The sequence below is a fragment of the Bordetella petrii genome (genome assembly GCF_017356245.1).
In the GTDB taxonomy this organism is placed as follows: Bacteria; Pseudomonadota; Gammaproteobacteria; order Burkholderiales; family Burkholderiaceae_B; genus Bordetella_A; species Bordetella_A petrii_D.
In genome coordinates, this window is record NZ_JAFMZZ010000001.1 from 3,723,049 (window position 1) to 3,748,691 (window position 25,643).

Genomic DNA, 25,643 nt, shown 5'->3' on the forward strand with positions numbered 1-25,643 from the left:
CACGATGCGGCCGACACCCAGCCGCCATTCTACACAGCCCGCGCCGGCAGCGCGCGGCGCGCGGCTATTTCTTGTGGTTGCCGGCCAACGCCGCCGTGATGCCCAGGCCGATCAGCATGGCGCCGCCCACGTAGCGCTCGAACTGCAGGTAGCCGCGGCTGCGCCGCAGCCAGCGGCCGGCCGCGCTGGCCGCGAAGGCATAGCAGGCGTCGCTGGCCAGGCCCAGCAGCGTGAAAAGCAGGCCCAGGAAGACCACTTGCGAGGCTACGTGGCCGCGGCTGACATCGACGAACTGCGGCAGGAAGGCCAGGAAGAACAGCGCCGTCTTGGGGTTGAGCAGGTTGACGATGAAACCGTCGCGAAACAGCCGGCCATAGCGGAGCCGGGCGCGCGGCGCGTCGATGGCGGCGGCCGCCGGGCGCGTGCAGATTTTCTTCAGGCCCAGCCAGATCAGGTAGGCGGCCCCGGCGTACTTCACGATGCTGAACGCCAGCGCCGACGAGGCCAGCAGGGCGGACAGCCCCAGCGCGGCCGCCAGCACGTGCACCAGCGTGGCCGTATGGATGCCCAGGTCGGACACCAGGCCGGCCTTGCGCCCTTGTTCGACCGACTGGGTAATGATGTAAAGCACGGCCGGGCCGGGAATGACGAGCAGCACCAGCGCCGCGCTGATGAACAGCGCCAGGCTGGCGGTGCCGGGAATCACGAATTCCATGCTGCTCTCCTGGTGCGGCCGCGTGTCAGCGGGACTGCAGGGCTTCTTTGATTTTCTTGTCGGTGTTGTATTGGCTCAGGGCGTACACGGCCCAGATCGCCGCGGGAATCCAGCCGATGAGGGTGATCTGCAGGATCAGGCAGATGATGCCGGCGATGGGGCGGCCGATGGTGAAAAAGCCCAGCCAGGGCAGCAGCAAAGCAATGAGCAGGCGCATGGGTTGCCTATACGGAAAAACAGTCGGGCCAGTGTACACCGCGCCTGCGGCGCCCATCCGCCGCCGCGGCTCAATCGATTTTGTAGTCCATCCAGGTGGCCACCATGTCGCGCAGCCCGGAGCCCTGCTCGAATGCCTGCCTTGCGCCCTCGGCCTTGTTGCGGCCCAGCTCCAGGATATACAGGTAATCGGATACCTCGACGCAGCGGCGCACGTTCTGGTCGACCAGCACCACCGTCAGGCCCTCGTCGGCCAGGCCGCGCACGAACGCGTAGATTTCCTTGGATATCTTGGGGGCCAGCATGGCGGTGGGTTCGTCGAGCAGGATCACCGACGGCTCGATGAGCAGGGCCCGGCCGAATTCGACAAAGCGCTGCTGCCCGCCGCTCATGCTCGAGACCGGATCGCGCCGCTTTTCGGCCAGAATGGGAAACCGGGCATAGACCGAGTCGATCTGCCGCCGCACCCGGGCGCGGTCTTTGCGAAACGTCCAGCATCCCAGCAGCAGGTTGTCTTCGACGGAAAGATCGGCGAACAGGCTGCGGTTCTGCGGCACGTAGGCCACGCCTTGCCCGGCCCGCCGGTTGGCGGGGTCGCGGCTGACGTCGCGCCCCTGCAGCGAAATGCTGCCGCCGCGCAGCGGCAAGAAGCCGAACATGGTTTTCAGCACGGTGGACTTGCCCGCGCCGTTCGGGCCGATGATGCCGGTGACGCAGCCTTTGCGCGCCGCGACAGAGACGCCGTTCAGGATGGTGATGTCTCCGTGATAGGCAACGGTCACGTCGTTCAGGCTCAGGACGGCATCCATGCTGCTAGGCTCCCAGGTAGGCTTCGATGACGGCGGGGTCGGATCGCACCGTATCGGCGCTGCCCTGTGTCAGGATGGCGCCTTCGTTCATGACCACGATATGGTGGGACAGCTGGTAGATCGAGGTGAGGTCGTGCGACACCAGCACGACCGAGCAGTCATGCTGGACCGGGATCTCGGCGATCAGGTTGATGAGCTGCAGGGCCAATTGCGGATTGACGCCGGCGAAGGGCTCGTCCAGCAGGATGAGCTTGGGCCGCGCCACCATGATGCGCGCCAGTTCCACCAGCTTTTGCTGGCCGCCCGACAGCTCTTCGGCGTAGTTGTGCCGCAGCGCCAGCAGCCCTACCTTTTCCAGCCAGTAGGCCGACTGCTCGTCGCGCTCGGCGTCGCTGGCCTGCGAGGCCACCTGGGCGACATCCATGTTGTCCAGCAGCGTCATGTGCTGGAATACCCGCGGCACCTGGAACGTGCGGCCGATTCCCAGCGCGGCGACCTCGTGGATGGGGCGCCCGGCCAGCGACTGCCCGTCGAGCTCGATAGAGCCGGAGTCGGCCCGGTAGATGCCGTTGATGCAGTTCAGCATCGTGGTCTTGCCCGAGCCGTTCATGCCGATCACGCCCAGTATGGCGCGGGCCGGCACGTCGAGGTCGATGCCGCGCAGGGCCTGCAGCCCGCCGAAGCGCTTTTTCAGATTCCGCACCTTGAGCACGCCGCGCCTCTCTCAGCTTAATTGACGCTGGCCCAGCAGGCCAGACGGGCGAACGAAGATCACGGCGATCATCAGGGAGAACCCCAGCGCGGTCGCCATGGATGGATTCAGGTAGACGACCGCCACCTGCTCGGTAATGCCGTATATCAGCGCGCCCAGCAGCGCGCCCACGGGGTGGCCCAGCCCGCCCAGCACGATGATCACGAAGCCGATCAGCGTGTAATCGTTGCCCATGAAGGGGCTGAACGCAGGAAACACCATGCTGACGATGACGCCCGTGGCGGCCGCCAGGCCGATGCCCAGGCCGAACGCGAAAGCCGACAGGCGTTTCGCGTTGATGCCGACCAGGCTGACCGCATCGCGGTTCATGATGAAGGCGCGCAATGCCTTGCCGACCTGCGTGCGGTACAGGAACCACGCCAGCACGGCGACCAGCGCCACGGCGATGCCCAATGCGATCAGCCGGATGGTGGGCAGCACGATGTCGCCGAAGGTCAGGAACACCGGCTCGACCGGCACATCGAGGGTGCGCGCATCCGCGTCGAACACCAGCAGCATGGCCGCGCCCAGCGCGATGGACACGCCGAACATCAGCAGCAGCGAGCTGGTTTCGGGGTCGTCGGAACGGGCCAGCCGCGGCACCAGCAGGAAATACAGGCCATAACCGATCGCGAAAAACGCGATGAAGGCCAGCGGCAGGGCAATGAAGGGGTTGATGCCGAAAACCGACAGCATCACCCAGGCGAAATAGGCGCCCAGCACCAGGAACTCGCCGTGGGCGAAGTTCACCACCCGCAGCACGCCGTAGATGATGTTCAGGCCCAGGCCCACCAGCCCGTAGATCGCGCCCAGGATCAGGCCGTTCAGCAGGCCCTGTATCAGCAATGCATTCATGGCCTTTCCTTACGCGATGTAGCGGCGCAGCTGCGGCTTGCGCTTGAGCAGGCTGCCCACCACGCCGCGCGGCAGGAACAGCATCAGCGCGATGATGACCAGCCCCAGCAAGAGCAGGTTGAGCAGGGGGAAGCGTTCCCAGATCAGGTGGTCGATGCCGTACAGCGCCATGGTGCCGACCACGGGGCCGATGATGGTGCCGAAACCGCCGGCCATGCCGTAGATGATGCTCTTGGCGGTAACGAGCACGTGGAAGGAATATTCGGGGTCGACCACGTTGGTGTACCAGGCCTCGACGCCGCCGGCCAGCGCCGGGATCAGCGCGGCCAGCAGCCACGCCTTCAGACGCACGCGCGGCACGTTGATGCCGACGCAGGCCGCCGCGCCCGGGTCGTCTTTGATGGCCCGCAGCTGCCGCCCCAGCCGCGAGCGCGACAGCCACAGCACCACCGACAGCGCCAGCGCCATGACGGCCAGCATGGCGTAGAAGCTTTGCACGGGGTTGTTGGCGCCGGAAAGAATCAGCCCCATGCTGCCGCCGGTGTAGTGGTCGGGCAGGTTGGCGATGCCCAGGCGCACGATCGTGGCCAGGCCCAGGCTGACAATGCCGAAGTACACGCCCTTCAGGCGCAGGGTGGGGGCCATCAGCAGGGCGATGAGCAGGCCCGCCGCGCCGGCCGCCAGCAGGGACGGCAGAATGGGCAGGCCGGCGATCCGGTAGCAGATGCCGGTGGCGTAGGCGCCTATGCCATAGAACACCACATAGCCAAAGGGCAGGTAGCCCGTGAAGCCCACGCAGATGTTCATGCCGGTGGCCATGGCGATCCACAGCATCAGATAGAACGCGAAACTGATCTGGCCGGTTGCCAGAGGCAGCGCGGCCATGGCGGCGACCAGGGAAAGAAACAGCAATGCCGCGACGCGGTATCGCAGGCGATCGACGCCTTGATCTTGCTGGCGATGGCGGACGTGGGCGGCCTCGCTTGCGTGGACTTGCATCTGCCTGGCTCCGGAATCGGTTGACCACTGATGTCGGGAGGCTAGTATGCCTTTGCGAAACCTATAATTTCAAGTTAATTGTCATCAGTAAAAACCCTGAACCACGGCTGAACGCGCGCCTTATTCGGCGCGATACATCGCGCGCAGAACCTGCGCGAAGCGCCGCGACACATCGGACTGCGGGCGGTCGGCAGCATGGACCAGCAGCATGCGCAGCGGCAGCTCGGCGTCGATGGGCACGATGCGCACGTTGGGCCAGATGTTTTCCATGACCGAGAACTCGTCGACGATGGCGTAGCCCACGCCCGTGTTGACCATGGCGCAGGCCAGGTGCGAGGTGGGCACGTCGGCGAACACCTGGGGCGAGAGGCCGGCGCGGGCAAAGGCGTTGGCGGCCACCATGCCGAAATGCAGCCGCTCGCCCACCACGATCTGCGGCAGCGCGGCCAGGTCCTGCAGCGACACCCTGCGCCTGGACGATATCTCGTATCCGACCGGCAGCGCCGCCACCAGCCGGCCCTCGCACAAGACCTGGCTGGACAGGAAGGGGTGCTCGGCGGGAATCGACAGCACGGCCGTATCCACCTCGCCGCTGAGCAGTTTTTCCGCCACTTCCTGGATGGTCGTTTCCGTCTGGAAGCGCAGGAATGTTCCGGGATGGCGCGCCCGGAAAGCGGCCAGCGCCCTGGGCATCACGTGCGTGCTGAGGCTGGGGTTGGAGGCCACTTTGAGCACGCCGCCGCGGGAATCCGCGATGGCGCGGGTCATGTCGTTGACCCGCTGCAGCGCCTTCTGGGCGCGCTCGATTTCCGGCAGCAGGTCATTCAGCGCCTTGGTGGGCCGCAGCCGCCCGCGTATGCGCTCGAACAGCTCGATGCCCACCTGCGCCTCGGTCTGGGCGAGCATCCGGCTGATCGCGGGCTGCGTGACGTCGAGCTGCTTGGCCGCGGCGCTGATCGAGCCGGAGGTGACCACCGTCCACAGCATCTCGACTTGCTTGAAGTTCAGTTTTCGGCTCATGGCCAACCTATAAGTTTTTGGTATATATTATTTAGTAAATGAACCTGAAGTGCGTCGTAATGGTAGCAGTACCCACACCCGTCGATACCCTTTCACCCACATAAATGGGGAGACAAAAATGCTAGGACAAGGCTTGAACTTCGGAAAACTGGGCACGCAACTCGCCGCGCTGGCGCTGGGGGCCAGCGCGCTGGGCGCTTCGCCGGCCCGGGCCGACGCGCCGCCGGTGCGCATCGGAATGACCGTGTCGTCCACCGGCACCTTCGCGCTGGCCTCGCAGTCGGGCGAGCGGGGCGTCGAGATCTGGGTCGACGACGTCAACCGCCGCGGCGGCATCGAGATCGACGGGCAAAAGCGCCGCGTCGAGCTGGTCAAGCGCGACGACCGTAGCGACAAGCAGATGGTCGCGCGGGTTTATGAAGACCTGATCAACAATGAAAAGGTCGACATGGTGTTCGCGCCGTTCGGCTCGACCCTGACCGCCGCGGCCGCCACCGTCACCGAGCGCCTGGGCAAGTTCATGATGGTCTGGTCGGCGTCCAGCGACCCGATCTACGAGCAGGGCTTCAAGTATGTGGTGTCCGGCACGCAGATGCCCGCGTCGCTGCAGCTGCGCCTGCCCATGGAGTACGTCAGCAAGCTGGGCGGCAAGAAGGTGGCGCTGATCTACTCGGACGAGCCTTTTCCCACGGCGCTGGCCACCGGGGGCAAGGCCCAGGCCGAAAAGAACGGCCTGGACGTGGTGTTGTACGAGCGCTACCCCAAGGGCCAGAAAGACTTCAGCACCTTGCTGCAGAAAGTCCGCGCATCGGGCGCCGACGTGTTCTTCCCGACTTCGTATGAAGGCGACCTGATCAGCATCGCCCGCCAGATGAAGCAGTTGAATATCAACTTCCCGTTCACGTTCATGTTCTACGCGTCCACGCCGCAATTCCAGGCCATCGGCAAAGACGGCGACTACATTTTCAGCAATACCAACTACGATCCCGCCATCAACTGGAAGGTCAATGCCGGCCTGGACCGGGAACAGTTCGCCCAGGCCTATGCGCGGCTGTTTCCCAAGGCCGAGTTCGCGGCCGATTTCCAGACGGCGCTGGCCTACGGCTCGGGCGTCATTGCTGAAGAAATCATCAAGAAAGCGCAGTCCACCGACCCCGCCGGCCTGAAGCAGGCGGCGCTGGACCTGTCGGGCAAGCTGACCGTCATGGCCGGCCCCTATGAAATCAACGAGCAGGGCAAGCAGCTGCAGATGCCTTTCCCCGTGGTCCAGCTGCAGCCGGGCAAGGGAATGGTGGCGCTGTATCCCGAAGACGTGGCCACCGGCAAGCCCATTTATCCCATTCCGGCCTGGAACAAGCGCTAGCAACGGGGCCGCGAGAAGGCACATGGACGATTTCGTATTTCTTACCATCGAAGAGTTGTCGGCCCTGCTGGACCGGGGCGAGCTCAGCGCCGAGGCCCTGACGCGGGCCTACCTGGAGCGCATCGAGCGCTTCAACGGCACGCTCAATGCCTACGTCGAGGTCTTTGCCGAGCAGGCGCTGGCGCAGGCGCGCTGCTCGGATGCCAGAAGGCGCCAGGGCCTGGCGCTCGGCCCGCTGGACGGCATCCCCATCGCCGTCAAAGACCTGTGCGGCATGGCGGGCCGCCCCATGACCGCCGGCTCGCGCACCCTGGAAGGGCGCAAGGCGGCAAGCACCGCCACGGCGCTGCACAAACTGCTGCAGGCGGGCGCCGTGATTCTGGGGCGGGCCCAGATGGTGGAATACGCGTTCGGCGCGTGGGGGGTCAACCCGCTGCTGGGCACGCCCAGGAACCCCTGGGACAGCGCGGTGCACCGCGTGCCGGGCGGCTCTTCCAGCGGCAGCGGGGTCGCCGTGGCTGCCGGCCTGGCTGCCGCGGCCATCGGATCGGACACCGGCGGCTCGATCCGCACGCCGTCCATGCTGAACGGCATTACCGGCATGAAAGTCAGCGCGGGGCGCATCAGCCTGGCCGGCTGCATCGACCTGTGCCACACACTCGACACGTTGGGGCCGATGGCGCGCTCGGCCTGGGACGCGGCGCTGCTCACGGGCATCATGGCCGGCCCCGATCCGCTGGACCCGCGCACCTTGCACCGCCCCCATCCCGCCGTGCAGCTGCGGCGCGGCGTGGCGCCGGCCGGGCCGCTGGCCGGCAAGCTCATTGCCACGCTGCCGGCCGAGCGGCTGCCGCACGCCCTGGCTCCCGCCTGCGCGCAAGCCTACGCGGCGGCCGCGGGGCAGCTGCAGGCGCTGGGCGCCACGCTGGTCGAACCGGACATTCCTTTCGATTTCAGGCAGATGATGGAGCAGGTCGGCCAGATCATTGCCTGCGAGGGCTATGCCCTGTATGAAGCCGTCGCGCAGGACCCGGGCTCGCCCATGGGCGAGGCGGTGCGCCAGCGCATGCTGGGCGGCGCGGCGCCCAGCGCCCGCGATTATCTGCGGCTGCGCGCCGCGCACCGCGAGGCAGGCGCGCTGTGGCAGGCCTGGATGCAGGGCATCGACGCGCTGCTGATGCCGGGCCTGCCCATTACCGCCTTGCCGGTGCAAGGGCTGGACGAAAGCTCCACCGCGCTGTCCATCTACACCCGGCCGGCCAATTTCCTGGGCGCGTGCGCGCTGGCCTTGCCCGCCGGCTTCGACGAGGCCGGCCTGCCGCTGGGCATACAGCTTTATGGCAAGCCTTCGGACGAGGCGACCCTGCTGGAAGTAGGGCGGGCATTCCAGCAGGCCACGGACTGGCATCGCCGGCATCCCGAACTGGGGTGATTTTTATTTTTACTTATTAGCGCCTGTGGCGCCCGCCGGTGCGTAGCCCGGCGGTTTTTTTTGCCGCTGTAAATTGAAAATAAATCAATAAAAACAAATAATTAAATGATTTATTTAACATAAAATATCTAAAGTAAATTCTAAGTAAAAGCAGGGCGCAGGGGGGCGGTAAAAAAATGTAGAAAAACGCCGCAAGACTTGCATGAGCGCAATGCGGTACTTAAAGTGGTCACACAGTGATGCATTGTTGCATGCATCGCGGGTAATCCCGCGGGGCCGAATGAGCAAGTCTTGAGGCGCAGGCCAGGGCGTGTTTCACGTCCGCCCGCGATGTCGAATCTTCCCATCGGGTGCTCATGCGCAAGTCGATTGTCTCGATTGTTTTGTGCTGGAGCGTGCTCCTGCCCGGGGCGGCGTGGGCTTGCGATATGCGGGCCTCCTGGATGCAGCGGGCCTGCGATCGCGTGGAAGAAATCTGGACCACGGGCAGCAACGACCTCTATGTAACGGGGTGGGCCTGGCACAACCGCTCGATGTACAGCGCGAGCAAGATCCGCGAATTCAATGAGGGCGCGTGGGGCGGCGGGTACGGCCGCAGCATCTACGACGAAGACGGCGACTGGCAGGGCCTGTATGCCATGTCGTTCCTGGATTCGCACGCGCGGGTCCAGGCGATGGCCGGATACGGCTTCCTGAAAATGGCTCGCGTGTCCTCCCACTGGCGGCTGGGCGCCGGCTATACGCTGTTTCTGATGTCGCGCAAAGACATCATGAACTATGTCCCTTTTCCCGGCATTCTGCCCCTGGTGTCGGTGCAATACCGCAAAGCAAGCGTCAATGCCACGTATATCCCCGGCAAGGAAGGGACGGGCAATGTGCTGTTCGTATTCGGCAAGTGGTCATTTTGACCGGCCCGTCCCTGGGGATGGGCCGGCATCCGTGAATTCGGCGCTCCTTTACCAGGAGAGAGTGGATGGCGCGTATGAATGGCGTGTCTGGCCATGCGGGACGGATCGCGATCTTGTTGCTGACCACGGCGGCCGCCGGCTGCGATCGGCGCGCGGACGCGCCGGCCGCCGCTATTGCCCCGGTCGCGGTGTCGGTCATTACCGTCGCGCGCGCGCCGCTCGACTTCGATTTCGATGTGCCCGGCCGCATCGAGCCGCAGCGCACGGCCGAGATCCGCGCGCGGGTCGACGGCATTGTCGAGAAACTGCTTTATACCGAAGGCAGCGACGTGGCCGCGGGCACGCCGCTGTTCCAGATCGATGACAGCGACTACAAGGCCCAGCTGGCGCAGGCCCAGGCCATGCTGCAGCGCGCGCAGGCGGTGCAGAAAAATGCCGCATCGGTAGCGCAGCGGTTTCGCCCGCTGGTAAGCAGGCAGGCCGTCAGCGCGCAGGAATACGACGCGGCGCTGGCGGCGCTGGGCCAGGCCCAGGCCAACGTGGCCGATGCGCGGGCGGCGGTGACGCTGGCCCGGCTGAGGCTCGAGCGCTGCACGGTGCGCGCGCCGATAGACGGGCGCGTTGGACGGGCGCTGGTGACCGAAGGGGCGCTGGTCAGCGCCGCGTCGGCCACCTTGCTGGCGCAGGTCAACCAGCTGTCGCCGATCACCGCCACGTTCACCAAGTCGAATGCCGCCATGCTGGACTTGGCCGAGTATGTGAGTTCCGGCGCGCTGACCCTGCCGGCGGACAACAAGTTTCCCGTGCGCATCACGCTGCCCAATGGCCGGGAATATCCCGAAGTGGGCCGGCTCGACTTTGCCGATCTGGCGGTGGACCGGACCTCGGGCGCGCAGACGGTGCGGGCCCTGTTCGACAACGCCGACCGGGCGCTGCTGCCGGGGCAGTTTGTCCGGGGGCGCATCCATGTGGGGCTGCGGCAGGACGGCATGCTGGTGCCGGCGCGGGCGGTGCAGCTGAACAACGGCATCGCCAGCGTACTGGTGTTGGGGCCGGACGACACGGTGCAGCCCAGGCAGATCGAGATCGGCGAGCAGCGGGGGGGCAATTGGGTGGTGCGGCGGGGCCTCGACAATGGCGAGCGCGTGGTGGTCGACGGCTGGCACAAGGTCAGGCCGGGGCAGCAGGTCAGCCCGGCCGAGGACAGCGCGAGCCGATAGCGGAAGCCAGCCATGAACTCATTCTTCGTGTTCCGGCCGGTATTCGCCTGGGTTGTCGCGCTGTTCATCCTGCTGTTCGGCGCCATTGCCCTGCTGTTGCTGCCCGTCGAGCAGTATCCCAACATCGCGCCGCCGTCGATCTCGATCTCGACCAACTATCGGGGCGCGGACGCCGCCACCATCGACCGCAACGTCACCTCGATCATCGAAGAAGAGATGAACGGGCTCGACGACTTTCTGTACATGTCGTCGGTCAGCCGCGCCAACGGCTCGGCCCAGATCACCGTCACCTTCACGCCGGGCACCGATCTCGATGTGGCGCGCGGCCAGGTCCAGGACCGCCTCAGCCGGGTCGAATCGCGATTGCCGCAGGAAGTGCGGCAATTGGGCATCGCGGTGACCAAGGCATCGTCCGGATTTCTGATGCTGATTGCGCTGCAGTCCGACCGTCCGGATGTCACGACGGTAGAGATGGGCAATTTCGCGTCGAACAACATCTTGAACGAACTGCGGCGCATTCCCGGCGTGGGCGATGTGCAGCTGTTCGGCTCGCCCTACGCCATGCGCATCTGGATGGACGAGAGCAAACTGGCCAGCTACCAGATGTCGGCCGGCGACGCGCTGCGGGCAGTGCAGGAGCAGAACACCCAGGTGGCCAGCGGCGCGCTGGGCGACCAGCCGCTGCCGCAAGGCGCCCAGTTCCATGCGCAGATCGTCACGCAAAGCCGTTTTTCCACGCCTGAACAGTTTCGCCAGATCATTCTGCGGGTCAATACCGACGGCTCGGTGGTGCGGCTGGGCGACGTGGCGCGCGTCGAGCTGGGCAACGACAATTACGGCTTCCGGCTGCGTGTCAATGGCCGGCCGGCCGCCGGCATCGCCATCCAGCTGTCCAGCGACGCCAACGCGCTCAACGTCGCGCAGCGGATACGCGCGCGCATGGGCGAGCTCGAGGCGATTTTTCCCGCCGGGGTGCGCTGGTCGGTGCCGTTCGACATCACGCCGTTCATCGAGACTTCAATCCGCTCGGTCGTGGTGACCATGGCCGAGGTGCTGCTGCTGGTGACCGCCATGGTGTTCATCTTCCTGCAAAGCTGGCGCAGCACGCTGATTCCCACGCTGGTGGTGCCGATGGCGCTGGTAGGCACCTGCGCCGGCCTGTACCTGTTCGGCGCGTCCCTGAACCTGCTGTCGCTGTTCGGCATGGTGGTGGCTATCGGCATATTGAACGACGATGCCATCGTCATATCCGAGAACGTCTCGCGCATCATGGCAGAGGAAAAGCTGGGCGCGCGCGAGGCCACCCGCAAGGCGATCGGGCAGGTGTGGGGCCCCATCATCGCCAGCACGCTGGTGCTGGTGGCCGTATTCGTGCCCATGGCGATGTTCCCGGGATCCAGCGGCGCGATCTACCGGCAGTTTTCCATCACCCTGACGGTATCCATCGTGATATCGACCATACTTGCCCTGTCGCTGGGGGCGGCCCTGTGCGCCACGCTGCTGAAGCCGCCCGCGCCCGGCGGCGCCCCGGCCGCCAGTCCGGCGGCACGGCGGCTCGATTGGCTGCGGCGCGGCAGGCAATGGGGGTTCGGCAAGTTCAATGCGGGTTTCGACGCCCTGACGCGGGGCTATGTGCGCGGCGTGCAGCGCATGCTGGCGCATCCCGTGCGGTGGATGCTGGCGTTCTTGCTGGTGTGCGGAATCGCCATCCTGCTGTTCGCGCGGCTGCCCGGAGGATACCTGCCGCCGGAAGACCAGGGGTATTTCTTCGTGGCCTATACCGGGCCGCCCGGCGGCACGGCCGACGGCACCGAGCGGGCGGTGAGCCAGGTCGAGCAGATGCTGCGCCAGCAGGGCGCGGTGCGCAACGTCGCGTCGGTGGTGGGCTTCAGCTTCTTCGGGCAGGGGCAGACGGCCGCGATGTCGTTCGTCGACATGTATCCGTGGTCGAAGCGGCCCGATGCCGGCGATTCGGTCGACAGCCTGGTCGCGCGCGGCAATCTGGCCTTCCGGTCGGTGCCCCAGGCGCTTGTTTTCGCGCTCAATCCGCCGCCGATCCCGGCGCTGGGCAATGCATCGGGCTTTACGATGAAAGTGCAAGACCGCAGCGGCCTTGGGGGCGCCAGCCTGGAGCAGGCCGGCGCCGCCATCCTGGCGGCCGCGGCCCGCGACCCGGTGCTGGCGGGCGTGCGCATCGACGGCATGCCGCCGGCGCCGCAGCTGTACGTGGAAATCGACCGCGTGCATGCCCGCGCGCTCGGGCTGCAGGTGGCGCAGGTCAACCAGGCGCTGTCGCTGGCTTTCGGCTCGAACTATGTCAACGACTTCGTGCATGAAGGCAGCGTGCTGCGCGTGTTCATGCAGGCCGATGCGGCCCAGCGGGTGCGGCCGGAAGACATCGCCGCGCTGCAATTGCGCAACGACCGGGGGCAGATGGTGCCGTTCTCGGCGTTCACGCGCATGCGCTGGATCAGCGGCCCGCAGCAGCTGGAGCGCTATAACGGCTTCCCGGCCATTACCATTTCCGGCCAGGCGGCGCCGGGCCAGGCCAGCGGCGCCGCGCTGCGCGCCATGGAAACCATCGCAGCCGCCACGCTGGGCAGCGGCATGACCTACGAATGGACCGGCACGGCGTTCGAAGAAACCCAGGCCGGCAACCAGGTGGCGCTGCTGCTGGGATTGTCGCTGGTGGTGGTGTTCCTGCTGCTGTCGGCGCTGTATGAAAGCTGGTCGGTGCCGGTGGTGGTGCTGCTGATATTGCCGTTCGGGCTGCTGGGCGCGGCGGGATTCACACTGGCGCGGGGCATGTCGGCCGATGTCTATTTCAACATCGGGCTGGTCACCATCATCGGCCTGGCGGCGAAAAACGGCATATTGATCGTCGAATTCGCCATCAAGGAAGAAGCGCAGGGGCGCGGCCGCATCGAGGCCGTGGTCGACGCCGCGCGGCAGCGCCTGCGGCCCATCGTGATGACCAGTCTGACCTTCGTGCTGGGCATGCTGCCGCTGGTGTTCGCCTCGGGCGCGGGCGTGGCCAGCCGGCGCGCGGTAGGCACCAGCGTCATGGGCAGCATGCTCACCGCCACGATTTTCGGCGTGTTTTTCACGCCGCTGTTCTATGTGGTGGTGCGCCAATGGACCGGGCGGCGCGCCAGGCCGGACCAGCCCCAGGCGGCCGATGAGCCGGGCATGCCGTCCGGCGAGAAGGGGGCGTGACCATGCGGCGCGCCTGGCTGGCCATGCTGTTGTGCACCGGGTTGTCCGCCTGCGACCTGGCGCCCACCTATCAGGCTCCGGATCCGGTAATGCCGGACCGCTATGCCGACCCCGGTCCGGCGGCCGCGCCGGGCGCCGCCGCGCAGACACTGGCCTGGCAGCATTTCTTCGGCGACGAACAGCTGAAGTTCCTGTTGGCCCGCGGCCTGGCGTTCAACCAGGACCTGGCGGCCGCGGTGGCGCGCATCGAGCAGGCCCGGGCGTTCTACCGCATCGAGCAGGCGAACCGGCTGCCGGGCGTCGACGCCGGGGCCGGGGCCGGCCGCAGCCAGGCGCCGTTGTCCAGCCTGGACCCGGTGTTCTCCGACAGCCGCCGCACTATCCAGTTCAACCAGTACAACGTGCAGGTCGGCATCAGCGCGTTCGAGCTCGATTTCTGGGGCCGGGTGCGCAATCTTGGTGAAGCCGCGCGCCACCAGTACCTGGCCACCGTGGAAGGCAAGCGCGCCTTCCGCCTGTCGCTGATCGCCAATATCGCCGCCACTTATTACGCCGCGCGCGCGGGCGAAGAGGGCGTCGAGCTGGCCCGCCGCACTATCCAGACGCGCAGCTACGCGCTGCGGGTGGCCAAAGACCGCCTGGACGCGGGCGTGACCTCGCTGGTGGATTACGAACAGGCGGCCATCCTGCTGACCCAGGCGCAGACCCAGCTGGCGGAACTGCGGCGCACCACCGCCGAGCACTGGAACCAGCTGTGGGTGCTGGTGGGCGGCAAGGTCGAGGCGGCCCTGCCCATGGCCCGCCCCATCGAAAGCGCCGGGCAGTTCGAGAACCTGGACGCCGGGCTGCCGTCGTTCCTGCTGGCATTGCGGCCCGACATCCGGCGGGCGGAAGACATGCTGCGCAGCGCCAACGCCAACATCGGCGTGGCGCGGGCGGCGTTTTTTCCGCGCATCGCGCTGACCGGCACGTACGGCTATGCCTCGCCCGAACTGTCGGAACTGCTGTCTTCGCCCAGCGAGATATGGACCCTGGGCGCCACGCTGGGCCTGCCCATTTTCGACTGGGGGCGGCGGCGGGCCGGCCTGGACCTGGCCCGGGCCCAGCGCGACGAAATGGTGGCCAACTACCAGAAAACCGTGCAAACCGCATTCAGCGAGGTGGCCACGGCGCTGGAGCGGCGCGCCCGCTACCGCGAGCAGCTGGCGGCCCAGGCGCTCGCGGTGCGCTCGCAGCGCCGCCTGGCCGAAACGGCCGACCTGCGCTATCAGAACGGCATTTCCATTTACCTGGAGGTAATGGACGCGCGCCGCGGCCTGTTCGATGCCGAGCAGCGCATGCTGCTGCTGCGGGCCGCGCAATTGCAGAACGGGGTATCGCTATACGTTGCGCTGGGAGGAGGAGATGAATAAGGCGTTCAAGAAGACCCTCAAGATTTTAGGGTTGACGCTGGCCACCGCGGCAATCACATTGCTGGCCATCCGCATCTACGATGTCCGGCAGAGCCCGCCGCTGGCGCCCTGGCATACCTATGTGCCCGACGAGTGGCATGCCGACACGCTCGACCGGAGCGACTGGCGGCAATACCTGGCGCAAGAAGAGAAACTGTTTGCCCTGGTGCGCCAGAACGTCAACGCTAAGCTCAGCCAGGACGAAAAGGTCGAAAGCAACCGCTACTTCGAGGGCGCCCGGGTCAACCCCGGGCATTTCGCGCACGACTGGAACCGCTCTTACGTGCTGACGCCGGCGGGCGATCCGCTGGGCGCGGTGGTGCTGCTGCACGGCCTGACCGATTCGCCCTACAGCCTGAGGCACATCGCCGCGCATTATCAGTCGGTGGGATACGTGGTGGTGGCGATCCGGCTGCCGGGCCACGGCACCGTGCCCGCTTCGCTGACCGACACGGCCTGGCAGGACTGGGCGGCCGCCACCCGGCTGGCCGTGCGCGAGGCGCGCCGCAGGGTGCCGGCGCCCAAGCCGCTGCACATGGTGGGGTTTTCGAACGGCGGAGCGCTGGCCCTGATGTATGCCCTGGATGCCCTCGGCAACACCGAGCTGGCGCCGCCCGACCGGCTGATCCTGATCTCGCCCATGATCGGCATCACGCGTTTCGCGCGCTTTGCCGGGCTGGCCGGGCTGCCCGCCATCCTGCCGGCCTTCGCCAAAGCGGCCTAGCTGAGCATCGTTCCCGAATTCAATCCTTTCAAGTACAACTCGTTTCCCATCAATGCGGCCAGGCAGTCGTACGAGCTGACGCAGGCGCTGCAGAGTGAACTGGCAGCGCGCCAGCAGGACGGCAGCCTGGCCCGGCTGGCGCCCGTGATCAGTTTCCATTCGGTGCTGGATTTCACGGTCAGCACCCGGGCGCTGATCAACGCGCTGTATGCCAGGCTGCCCCAGAACGGCAGCGAACTGGTGTTGTTCGACCTGAACCGGGCCACCAAGCTGGGGCCGCTGTTCCGCCGAGGCATCGAATGGGCCATGGCGGGCACGCTGCCCGGCGAGCGCCGCAACTACCGGCTGACGGTCATCACCAACGCCAGCTCTTCGTCCAGCGACATGATCGAGCGGGTGACCGAAGCCGGCACGACCGAGGTGACCGACCGGCCCATCGGCATGCGCTATCCGCGCGAGATCTATTCGCTGTCGCACGTGGCCCTGCCGTTTCCCCCCAACGATGCGCTGTACGGGCAGCATCCCGACAACATCGAGGAATTCGGCATCAGCCTGGGCGCGATGTCGATGCGCGGCGAGGTCGGCGCCTTCGTGATCGGGATAGATTCGCTGGCCCGCCTGACTTCCAACCCGTTCTACGCCTATATGCTGGAACGGATCGACGGAGTGATCCCAAGATGAGACGGCTGCCTGGCGGGCTCCTGGATCCGTGCGGCGCCGCCGAGCTGCGGCTGTCGCTGCGCGTTATTGCCGGCATTCTGGTGCTGGGCCTGCTGTACCTGGCGCGCCCAGTGTTCATTCCGCTGGCTTTCGCCCTGTTCACCATCGCGCTGGTGGCGCCGGTGCGGCGCGCGCTCAGCCGGCGCATGCCGGCGCCGCTGGCATCGATAGTGACCCTGCTGGTCACCGCCGTGGCAGCGGCGATCTTCCTGTTCCTGGCGGGCTGGGGCTTCGGCCTGATCGCCCAGTGGATCATCGGCAACGCGGCCCGGTTCCAGCGGCTGTTCAGCCTGGAAACGGAAGGCATGCATCCTCACGGCGCCATGGTGCTGCGCCTGTTCATGGACAACGTCAATGCCTCATGGCTGCTGCGGGCCGTGCAGGAAATCGCGCTCAGAATCAACAGCATGCTGGGGCTGGCGTTCCTGACCATCATTTTCGTGGCGCTGGGCCTGTTCGAGTTCGACGAGGCGCCCGGCCGGGTGGAGCGGCTGCTGGGCGCGCGCAGCGCGCGCCGATGGATCGCGGTGGCCGAAGAGGTCGCGGGCAAGCTGCGGCGCTACATGATTATCCGCACCGTGGCCAGCGTGCTGACCGGCCTGACCGTGTGGCTGTTCACCATCTACGCCGGCCTGGAACTGGCTTCGGCATGGGGCGGGCTTGCGTTCCTGCTGAATTACATCCCGTTCCTGGGGCCGCTGGTCGCCACGGTCTTTCCCGCGCTGTTCGCCTACGTGCAGTACGAGTCGTTGCAGGCCAGCCTGGCCGTGTTCTTCGTCCTGAATTTCATCCAGGTGATCTACGGGTGCTATCTCGAGCCCAGGCTGGCGGGCAGTGCATTTTCGCTGTCGCCATTGATGGTGATGGCGGCGGTTTTCTTCTGGGGGCTGGTGTGGGGAATTCCCGGCACCTTTATCGGCGTGCCTTTGCTGATTGCCGCGACGGCCGCCTTCGGCGCGCGCCCCCGCGCCGCGGCAGAGCGCGAAATGCCGGCGGACAGCCTGGGCCGGCAATAGGAAAGGGAAAAGGGCGGGCGCGCATGGGGCGCCCATATCTGTGTTGACTTCTTCAGCCGAGGTGGACGATGGAACGCAGTACAGAAAAGAAGTTCGGGCTCATGGCCCTGACAGGGATGGTGGTGGGGTCGATGATAGGGGCCGGGATATTCTCGCTGCCCCGCACCTTCGGCGGCGCGACGGGCGTTGTCGGCGCGATTATCGCGTGGGCTATCGCGGGCGCCGGAATGTACACCCTGGCCCGGGTGTTCCAGAGCCTGGCCGAACGCAAGCCCGACCTGGACGCGGGCGTCTTCGCCTACGCGAAGGCGGGGTTCGGCGACTATCTGGGCTTTCTGTCCGCGTTCGGATACTGGATAGGTAGCTGCATCGGCAACGTGTCCTACTGGGTGCTGATCAAATCGACCCTGGGCGCGTTCTTTCCGGTGTTCGGCGATGGCAATACCGTCATCGCCATCGTCGCCGCGTCGGCCGGGATCTGGCTGTTCCACTTCCTGATCCTGCGCGGCGTGCAGCAGGCGGCGTTCATCAATGCCGTGGTCACCGTGGCCAAGGTGATTCCCATCCTGCTGTTCATCGTCATCCTGATATTCGCCTTCAAGCTCGACCTGTTCCGCTCGAATCTGTGGGGCGCGCAGGGCGGCGGCGGCGTCAGCCTGTTCGAGCAGGTGCGGCTGACCATGCTGGTCACCGTGTTCGTCTTCCTGGGGATCGAAGGGGCCAGCGTTTACTCGCGCTACGCCTCGCAGCGCTCGCACGTGGGGGTGGCGACCCTGATCGGCTTTGTCTGCGCCCTGGTGCTGATGGTGCTGGTATCGCTGCTGCCCTACGCCGTGATGGCGCAGGGCGACATCGCGGGCCTGCGCCAGCCGTCCATGGCCGGCGTGCTGTCGTCGGTGGTCGGACCCTGGGGGGCGATATTCGTCAGCGTGGGGCTGCTGATATCGGTGCTGGGCGCCTATCTGGCCTGGTCGCTGATTTGCGCGGAAGTGCTGTTCGCCGCCTCGAAGAACGAAGACATGCCGCGGGTCTTCGCCCGCGAGAACAAGAACGGCGTGCCGGCCGCCGCGCTGTGGCTGACCAACATCATCGTGCAGTTGTTCGTGATCAGCACGTACTGGTCGAACGACGCCTTCGCGCTGATGCTGAGCCTGACCAGCGCCATGTCGCTGATCCCGTATTTCCTGGTGGCGGCGTTCGGCTTCATGCTGGCCAGGCGGGGCGAAACCTATGAAAACGGCGTGGGCCGCAACCGCGACCTGGTATTGGCCGGCATCGCGGCCATCTATACCGCCTTCATGATTTATGCGGGCGGGCTGAAGTTCGTCCTGCTCGCGGCGCTGCTGTATGCGCCCGGATCGGCCCTGTATTACTGGGCCCGCCGTGAGCAGGGCCGGCGCCTGTTCACCGGATTCGAACTGGCAGTGTTCATCGTGGCATGGGTCGGCTGCATCGCAGCCATCATTGGATTAGTTCGCGGCTGGATCGCGATTTAACTTGCAGGAGTTGATCATGTCTGAAACCGTAGAATTCGGCGTCCATTCTGAAGTCGGGCAGCTGCGCACCGTGATGGTGTGCGCGCCTGGGCACGCGCACGAGCGCCTCACGCCGTCCAATTGCGACGCGCTGCTCTTCGACGACGTGATGTGGGTGGACAACGCCAAGCGCGATCATTTCGACTTCATGACCAAGATGCGGGACCGTGGCGTCGAAGTGCTGGAAATGCACAACCTGCTGGCCGAGACAGTGGCCATTCCGGAAGCCAAAAAATGGATCCTGGACCACCAGGTGGTGGCCGACCAGGTCGGCCTGGGGCTGCTGAATGAAATCCGCAGCTATCTCGACGGGCTGCCGGCGCGCAAACTGGCCGAAACCCTGATAGGCGGCCTGTCCACCGAAGAGTTTCCCGAATCGATCGGCGGCGAGCAGCTGCAGCTGATCAAAGAAGCGGCCGGCGTCACCGAATACCTGCTGCCGCCGCTGCCCAACACCCTGTATACGCGCGACACCACCTGCTGGATCTATGGCGGCGTCACGCTGAACGCGCTGTACTGGCCGGCCCGCCACGAAGAAACCATCCTGACCACTTCAATCTACAAGTTCCATCCGACCTTCGCCGGCAAAGTGAACGTGTGGTGGGGCGACCCCCTGGTCGACCATGGGCTGGCCACGCTGGAAGGCGGCGATGTCATGCCCATCGGCAACCGCACCGTGCTGATCGGCATGAGCGAGCGGACCTCGCGCCAGGCCATCAGCCAGCTCGCGGCGGCCCTGTTCGAGCGCGGCGCGGCCGACCGGGTCATCGTGGCCGCGATGCCCAAGCTGCGCGCGGCCATGCACCTGGATACCGTGCTGACCTTCGCCGACCGCGACTGCCTGCTGGTGTATCCGGACATCGTCGACCACATCCAGGCTTTCTCGTACCGCCCCGGCAGCAAGCCCGGCGAACTGGAACTGCACAAAGACAAGGGTTCGCTGACCGAGGTCATCGGCCAGGCGCTGGGCGTGCCGAAGATGCGCATCGTACAGACCGGGGGCAGCGCCTACATGCGCGAACGCACGCAATGGGACAGCGGGGCCAACCTGGTCTGCGTGTCGCCGGGCGTGGTGCTGGCCTATGACCGCAATGTCTATGCCAATACGCTGCTGCGCAAGGCGGGCATCGAGGTCATTACCATTGTCGGGGCCGAGCTGGGAAGAGGGCGGGGCGGCGGGCATTGCATGACATGCCCGATTGCGCGCGATGCCTGCGAATAGCATGGAACCGGCAAAGCTGTCGCGCATGGCCCTGGCGGCCATGGTGGTGGGGTCGATGGTGGGCGCCGGAATATTCTCGCTGCCCGGGGTGTTCTCGCGCTATACCGGCCCGCAGGGCGGGCTGGTGGCGTGGGCGATCGCCGGCACCGGCATGCTGACACTGGCGATGGTGTTCCAGTTCCTGGCGCGCCGGCGCCCCGACCTGGACTCCGGCATATTTGCCTACGCCAAGGCCGGCTTCGGGCCGTACATCGGCTTTCTGGCCGCGCTGGGCTACTGGACTGCGGCCTGTCTGGGCAACGTCAGCTACTTCGTGGTGTTCAAGGCCACGCTGGGCGCGGTGTTTCCGTTTTTCGGCGACGGCGACACCGTGCCCGCCGTGCTCGTGTCGTCGATGCTGCTGTGGGCCACGCACTTCGCCATTCTGCGCGGCATCCGGCAGGCGGCCGGGATGAACATGGTGGTGACCTTCGCCAAGATCGTGCCCATTGTCATTTTCATTGTCTGCGTGGCCTTCGCCCTGGACATGGACGTGCTCAGGGAAAACCTGCGCGAAGGCGCCAGCGCGGCAAACGGCAGCCTGCTCGCGCAGGTCCGCGGCACGATGCTGGTGACGGTGTTCGTGTTCCTGGGGGTCGAAGGCGCCAGCGTCTATTCGCGCTACGCCAGGCGCCGCGATGACGTGGCGGTGGCCACGGTGGCCGGGTTCCTGCTGGTGTTGTTGCTGCTGGTCTCGGTCACCCTGCTGTCGTACGGGATATTGCCGCGCGCGGAGCTCGCCAGCCTGCGCAACCCGTCGATGGCGGGCGTGCTGCGGGCCGCGGTGGGCCCCTGGGGAGCCGTGCTGGTCAGCGTGGGCCTGATGGTGTCGGTGGCCGGCGCCTACCTGTCATGGATACTGCTGGCTGCCGAGGTGCTGCATGCGGCGGCCCGCGCCGGCACCATGCCGGCGTTCCTGAGCCGCCAGAACCGGCATGGCGTGCCCGGCCGCGCGCTGTGGCTCAGCAACGGCATCGTCCAGCTCTTCCTGCTCGGCACGCTGTTCACCCAGGACACCTTCCTGCTGGTCAAGAACATGGCCAGTTCCATGAGCCTGGTGCCGTACTGCTTCGTGGCGGGATTCGGCCTGCTGCTGGCATGGCGCGGCGAAACCTACGGCGGCTGGAGCCCGCGCCGCAAGTTCGAACTGGCCATCGCCGCCGTGGCCACGATGTATGCAATCGGCATGATCCTGGTGGCCGGTTTCGATTATTTCGTGCTGTCGTCGCTGCTTTACGCGCCGGGCACCATCCTGTTCATTATTGCGCGGCGCGAGCAGCGGGGCACGCTGTTCAGGCCTGTTGAATGGTTCATCTTCGGCATCGTCGTCCTGGGCGGCGCGGCCGGGCTATGGGGGCTTGCCAGCGGAGGCATGCGGCTCTAGCCATTGCACACCGGGTGAGGCACACATGGTGATAACTGCCGAGCTTGCCGTCGTCCTGGCCATCCTGGGCGGGGCCATCGTGCTGTTCCTGGCGGGGCGCCCGCGCGCGGACGCCGTGGCCCTGCTGGTGCTGCTGCTCTTGCCGCTGAGCGGTAGCGTCACGCTGCGCGAGGCTCTGGAGGGGTTTTCCAATCCCAATGTCATCCTGATCGCCTGCCTGTTCGTCATTGGCGAGGGCCTGGTCCGCACCGGCGTCGCGCAACGGGTCGGCGACTGGCTCATCCGCCATGGCGGCTCCAGCGAGACCCGCCTGATCGTCATGCTGATGGCGGCGGTGGGGTTGATGGGATCCATCATGAGCTCCACCGCCGTGGTGGCCATATTCATTCCCATCGTGCTGCGCATCGCCCGGCAGTCGGCCATGGCCAGCCGCAAGATGCTGATGCCCATGGGCATGGCCGCGGCGATCAGCGGCATGCTGACCCTGGTGGCCACCACGCCCAACCTCATCATCAACAGCACGCTGGTCTATGGCGGGTACCAGGGCTTCTATTTCTTCGACTTCACGCCTATCGGGCTGGCGATCATGGCGGCGGGCATCGCCTACATGCTGGCGGCGCGCCATCTTTTGGGCGCGGAACCCGGCGCGGGAGTTCGGAGCCGGCCCGGCATGAGCGACGGGCCCGCCCGGCACGCGCTGCAGGCCCGCGACGTGGGCATGGTGGAAGTGATCATCCCGCCCGAATCGGGCCTGGTGGGCGATCCGGTGCGCCATTCGGCCGCCCTGCGGCTGCACGGCCTGTCGGTGGTGGGCGCCTGGCGCGGCCGCAAGGCGCTGGAGCAGTTGCGGGGCGCGCGGATCCATGAGGGCGACACGCTGCTGGTGGTGGGCCCCTGGAAGGGCATACTGTCGCTGCAGGCCGACGAGCACGACCTGGTCAGCCTGGCCCTGCCGGCCGAGGCCGAAGCCCTGGCACCGGCGCCCGGAAAAGCCCCGCATGCCCTGTTTTCGCTGGCCGTGGTGGTGCTGCTGTTGCTGACCGGCTGGGTGCCGAATGTCATGGCGGGCCTGATCGGCTGCCTGCTGATGGGGCTGTCCGGCTGCATTACGCTGGACGCGGCCTATCGGGCCATCAATTGGCGCAGCCTGATCCTGATCGTGGGCATGCTGCCGTTCGCCGTGGCGCTGGAGCGCAGCGGCGGGGTCGACCTGGCGGCAGAGCTTTTGCTGCACCTGGCCGGCTCGTGGGGCACTTACGGGCAGTTGGGCGTGCTGTTCCTGGCTACCGTGATCCTGGGCATCGCCATTTCGGGCACCGCCACCGCGGTGCTGATGGGGCCCATTGCGATCGGCATCGCCGAAGACCTGCATGTGTCGCCCCATGCCTTTGCCATGACGGTGGCCATCGCGGCCTCGGCGGCGTTCATGTCGCCTGTCTCGACGCCGGCCAATGCGCTGGTCAGCGTGGCCGCCGGCTACCGGTTCAGCGATTACCTGAAGCTAGGCACGCCATTGATGGTGATCGCCATGGTGATCAGCGTGCTGCTGATCCCGTTGTTGTTTCCCTTGTAGCAAAGACTGTGTTTTCGAGGAGCATTGCCCATGAAAAGCGTCCCCATTCTATTGACGGCGGCCTTGCTGGCAGGCTGCGCCTCGACGGCCGGTTCCCCTGACGACCTGGCGCGCTACGGAACGCCTCCCAGCGAGCAGGACCTGTACCAGCTGATGTCGCAGTATCGCGACACACTGCCGGCGACCCGCTACGTTTCCTATCGCGACAAGGGCTACCGGGATTCAGTGAAGAAGGCCAGCTACACCAACGAACAGGGGCAGCCGCAGTATGGCTGGGAATACGACTTCGAGGTCGCCACCTACGATTCGGTGGACCAGCGCCCCGTTGCCTGGAGCTCGCGGCGGGCCATTTTCTTCAATGGCCGCCCCATACGCATCGAAGACGGCTCGGGCAATCCGGTGCAACTGGGCAGCCCGGCCGCGCCGGCGCCGGCCACGGTGCCAACTCCCACGCCTTCCACCACCCGGCCCAGCCGCTAGCCGCGCGCCGGCCAGGGCGCGGTTTTCCTATTTTCCGGAGCGAACCTCATGTACAAGCACAGCAATGTCAGAACAGCGGGCGGCCATCGAGCGCTGGCGGCCGCCGTGGCGCTGGCCGCGGCGGCCGGCCTGGCCGGGTGCGCGAATCACCAGGCGTCTTCACGGGTCTACACCTTCGAGCAGACACAGCGGGCCCAGACGGTGGTGCTGGCGCAGGTCACTGGCGTGCGTCCGGTGTTGATACAGGCCGACAGCACCAGCGGGCTGGGCGCGGCGGCCGGCGGTGTATTGGGCGCGGTGGCCGGCAATGCGGTGGGCGGCGGGTCGGGCCGGCGCCTGACCACCGTCGGCGGCGCGATTGGCGGCGCCATGGCGGGCAACGCGGCGGAAAACGCCCGCAACCGCAGGCAGGGGGTGGAAATCACCTTGCGGCTCGACAGCGGGGAAACCCGCGTCATTGTGCAGGAAGCAGATGTGCCGGTGTTCGTGGGCCAGCGCGTGCAAGTCATCACGCAGGGCGGACGCACCCGGGTAGCGCCGGTATAGCCAGGAGAATCTCGTGCACGCAACGTCCATATTCACATCCGTTCTTTTGAGCACGCTCCTGGCCGGCGGCCCGGCCGCGGTGGCGCACGGCCCGCCCGGCCCCGCGGCCGGCGCCGGCGCCGGCCATGCTCCGGCCGCCGAGCCTATCCTGTTGCAGAACGTGCGGATTTTCGACGGCACTTCCGCGCGCCTGTCCGGCCCGAGCAGCGTGCTGGTGCGCGGCGGGGTCATCGAGAAAATATCCGGGCAGCCTCTGTCCGCCGAGGGCGCGCGCGTGATAGATGGCGGCGGGCGCACCCTGATGCCCGGCCTGATCGACATGCACTGGCACAGCATGTTCGTCGGCGTGCCCGTGGCGGTGGCCATGACAGCCGATGCCGGCTACCTGAACATCGTGGCCGGGATCGAGGCCGGGCGCACGCTGATGCGCGGCTTCACCACTGTGCGCGATGTGGGCGGGGCGGTATTCGGGCTGAAGCGCGCCATCGACAGCGGCGCGATTGCCGGGCCGCGCATTCATCCGTCGGGCGCCATGATCAGCGTCACCGGCGGCCACGGCGATTTCCGCAGCCCGGTCGATCTGCCGCGCGCGCTGGGCCAACCCGCCTCGCGGCATGATATCGCCGGCGACAGCGCCATTGCCGACAGCCCGGACGAGGTGCGCCTGCGCGTGCGCGAACAGCTGATGCACGGCGCCAGCCAGGTCAAGCTGACCGCGGGCGGCGGGGTCTCGTCGCCGCACAGCCCGCTGGACGTGGTGACCTTCAGCGAAGCCGAATTGCGCGCGGCCGTGCAGGCCGCCAGCGACAGGGGCACCTACGTCACCGTGCATGCTTATACGCCCGAGGCGATCCAGCGGTCCATCAAGGCCGGCGCGCAATGCATTGAACACGCCAGCCTGATGGACGACACCACCGCCCGGATGATGGCCGATTCCGGAACCTGGCTCAGCACCCAGCCGCTTCCGGAAGAGCTGGCCAACGCCTTTCCACGCGATTCCGACGAATGGCAGAAGGCCCAGCAGGTGTTCGCCGGCACCGACCGGACCTACCGGCTCGCCATCAAGTACCAACTGAAAACCGCGTTCGGCACCGACATTCTGTTTTCCAGCCAGCTGGCGCGCCAGCAGGGCCGCCTGCTGGCCAGCCTGACGCGCTGGTATACGCCCGCCGAAGCGCTGATCATGGCCACGGGAACCAACGGGCAGCTGCTGCGCCTGTCCGGCAAGCGCAACCCTTACCCCGGCGACGTGGGCGTGGTGCGCGAAGGCGCGCTGGCGGATTTGTTGCTGGTGGACGGAAATCCGCTGGAAAACATTGCGCTGATCGGCGATCCGGACAAGAATTTCATACTGATCATGAAGAGCGGCACCATCGTCAAGAACACGCTGCAGGCCCCATGACCACGCCAGCGGTACGGGCCCGCCCGCGCCGCTTTCCCGCTCCGGAG

Annotated in this window: 23 protein-coding genes; 16 read left to right on the forward strand and 7 right to left on the reverse strand. The window is 66.5% G+C overall.

Features of this window, described 5'->3' with window-relative positions; translation table 11 throughout:
- Window positions 1–64: 64 nt before the first annotated feature.
- From J2P76_RS17860 to J2P76_RS17890, 7 genes are all read right to left on the reverse strand, one after another.
- Window positions 65–715, reverse strand: a complete 651-nt coding sequence (locus J2P76_RS17860) for a LysE family translocator (RefSeq protein ID WP_207409008.1) — start codon at window positions 713–715, stop codon at window positions 65–67.
- A gap of 25 nt (window positions 716–740) precedes the next feature.
- Window positions 741–932, reverse strand: a complete 192-nt coding sequence (locus J2P76_RS17865; RefSeq protein ID WP_012249333.1) for a YqaE/Pmp3 family membrane protein — start codon at window positions 930–932, stop codon at window positions 741–743.
- Between the two features lie 70 nt (window positions 933–1,002).
- Window positions 1,003–1,740: an ABC transporter ATP-binding protein gene (locus J2P76_RS17870; protein WP_207409009.1), complete on the reverse strand. Its 738-nt coding sequence runs from the start codon at window positions 1,738–1,740 to the stop codon at window positions 1,003–1,005.
- A 4-nt stretch (window positions 1,741–1,744) separates the two neighbouring features.
- Window positions 1,745–2,452 (reverse strand): ATP-binding cassette domain-containing protein, encoded by a 708-nt coding sequence (locus J2P76_RS17875; RefSeq protein WP_207409010.1) that lies wholly within the window; start codon window positions 2,450–2,452, stop codon window positions 1,745–1,747.
- A 12-nt stretch (window positions 2,453–2,464) separates the two neighbouring features.
- Entirely contained in the window at window positions 2,465–3,346 is an 882-nt protein-coding gene (locus J2P76_RS17880) for a branched-chain amino acid ABC transporter permease (RefSeq protein ID WP_207409011.1), read from the reverse strand.
- A gap of 9 nt (window positions 3,347–3,355) precedes the next feature.
- Window positions 3,356–4,345 carry a branched-chain amino acid ABC transporter permease gene (locus J2P76_RS17885; RefSeq protein ID WP_207409012.1) on the reverse strand — a complete coding sequence of 330 codons (990 nt, stop codon included), beginning with the start codon at window positions 4,343–4,345 and terminating at the stop codon, window positions 3,356–3,358.
- Between the two features lie 120 nt (window positions 4,346–4,465).
- Entirely contained in the window at window positions 4,466–5,365 is a 900-nt protein-coding gene (locus J2P76_RS17890; RefSeq protein WP_207409013.1) for a LysR family transcriptional regulator, read from the reverse strand.
- Window positions 5,366–5,498: 133 nt separating this feature from the next.
- On the opposite strand from J2P76_RS17890, the gene J2P76_RS17895 reads away from it, so the two are divergent.
- From J2P76_RS17895 to J2P76_RS17965, 16 genes are all read left to right on the forward strand, one after another.
- Window positions 5,499–6,728, forward strand: a complete 1,230-nt coding sequence (locus J2P76_RS17895) for an amino acid ABC transporter substrate-binding protein (RefSeq protein WP_242697404.1) — start codon at window positions 5,499–5,501, stop codon at window positions 6,726–6,728.
- 22 nt (window positions 6,729–6,750) lie between these two features.
- Complete coding sequence (locus J2P76_RS17900) at window positions 6,751–8,160, forward strand: amidase (protein ID WP_207409015.1); 1,410 nt, start codon at window positions 6,751–6,753, stop codon at window positions 8,158–8,160.
- A gap of 356 nt (window positions 8,161–8,516) precedes the next feature.
- Entirely contained in the window at window positions 8,517–9,068 is a 552-nt protein-coding gene (gene pagP / locus J2P76_RS17905; RefSeq protein ID WP_207409016.1) for a lipid IV(A) palmitoyltransferase PagP, read from the forward strand.
- A gap of 113 nt (window positions 9,069–9,181) precedes the next feature.
- Window positions 9,182–10,288, forward strand: coding sequence for an efflux RND transporter periplasmic adaptor subunit (locus tag J2P76_RS17910; RefSeq protein ID WP_242697405.1), 1,107 nt, complete (start codon window positions 9,182–9,184; stop codon window positions 10,286–10,288).
- Between the two features lie 12 nt (window positions 10,289–10,300).
- Window positions 10,301–13,504 carry a multidrug efflux RND transporter permease subunit gene (locus tag J2P76_RS17915; RefSeq protein ID WP_207409017.1) on the forward strand — a complete coding sequence of 1,068 codons (3,204 nt, stop codon included), beginning with the start codon at window positions 10,301–10,303 and terminating at the stop codon, window positions 13,502–13,504.
- 2 nt (window positions 13,505–13,506) lie between these two features.
- Window positions 13,507–14,916, forward strand: coding sequence for an efflux transporter outer membrane subunit (locus tag J2P76_RS17920; RefSeq protein WP_207409253.1), 1,410 nt, complete (start codon window positions 13,507–13,509; stop codon window positions 14,914–14,916).
- Entirely contained in the window at window positions 14,909–15,679 is a 771-nt protein-coding gene (locus tag J2P76_RS23680) for an alpha/beta hydrolase (RefSeq protein WP_242697406.1), read from the forward strand. The genes J2P76_RS17920 and J2P76_RS23680 overlap by 8 nt, the downstream gene beginning before the upstream one ends.
- A 144-nt stretch (window positions 15,680–15,823) precedes the next feature.
- Window positions 15,824–16,360, forward strand: coding sequence for a hypothetical protein (locus J2P76_RS23685; protein WP_242697407.1), 537 nt, complete (start codon window positions 15,824–15,826; stop codon window positions 16,358–16,360).
- Entirely contained in the window at window positions 16,357–17,415 is a 1,059-nt protein-coding gene (locus tag J2P76_RS17930; protein WP_207409018.1) for an AI-2E family transporter, read from the forward strand. The genes J2P76_RS23685 and J2P76_RS17930 overlap by 4 nt, the downstream gene beginning before the upstream one ends.
- Window positions 17,416–17,483: 68 nt before the next feature.
- Window positions 17,484–18,911 (forward strand): basic amino acid/polyamine antiporter, encoded by a 1,428-nt coding sequence (locus J2P76_RS17935; protein WP_207409019.1) that lies wholly within the window; start codon window positions 17,484–17,486, stop codon window positions 18,909–18,911.
- 16 nt (window positions 18,912–18,927) lie between these two features.
- Entirely contained in the window at window positions 18,928–20,172 is a 1,245-nt protein-coding gene (gene arcA, locus J2P76_RS17940) for an arginine deiminase (protein WP_207409020.1), read from the forward strand.
- Between the two features lies 1 nt (window position 20,173).
- Window positions 20,174–21,595: a basic amino acid/polyamine antiporter gene (locus J2P76_RS17945; RefSeq protein WP_207409021.1), complete on the forward strand. Its 1,422-nt coding sequence runs from the start codon at window positions 20,174–20,176 to the stop codon at window positions 21,593–21,595.
- A 25-nt stretch (window positions 21,596–21,620) separates the two neighbouring features.
- Window positions 21,621–23,168 (forward strand): SLC13 family permease, encoded by a 1,548-nt coding sequence (locus tag J2P76_RS17950; protein ID WP_207409022.1) that lies wholly within the window; start codon window positions 21,621–21,623, stop codon window positions 23,166–23,168.
- Window positions 23,169–23,198: 30 nt separating this feature from the next.
- A complete protein-coding gene (locus tag J2P76_RS17955; protein ID WP_207409023.1) occupies window positions 23,199–23,648 on the forward strand; it encodes a hypothetical protein in 450 nt (149 codons plus the stop codon).
- 48 nt (window positions 23,649–23,696) lie between these two features.
- A complete protein-coding gene (locus tag J2P76_RS17960; protein ID WP_207409024.1) occupies window positions 23,697–24,194 on the forward strand; it encodes a glycine zipper 2TM domain-containing protein in 498 nt (165 codons plus the stop codon).
- Window positions 24,195–24,240: 46 nt separating this feature from the next.
- Complete coding sequence (locus tag J2P76_RS17965; protein WP_242697408.1) at window positions 24,241–25,596, forward strand: metal-dependent hydrolase family protein; 1,356 nt, start codon at window positions 24,241–24,243, stop codon at window positions 25,594–25,596.
- The last annotated feature ends 47 nt before the right edge of the window (window positions 25,597–25,643 follow it).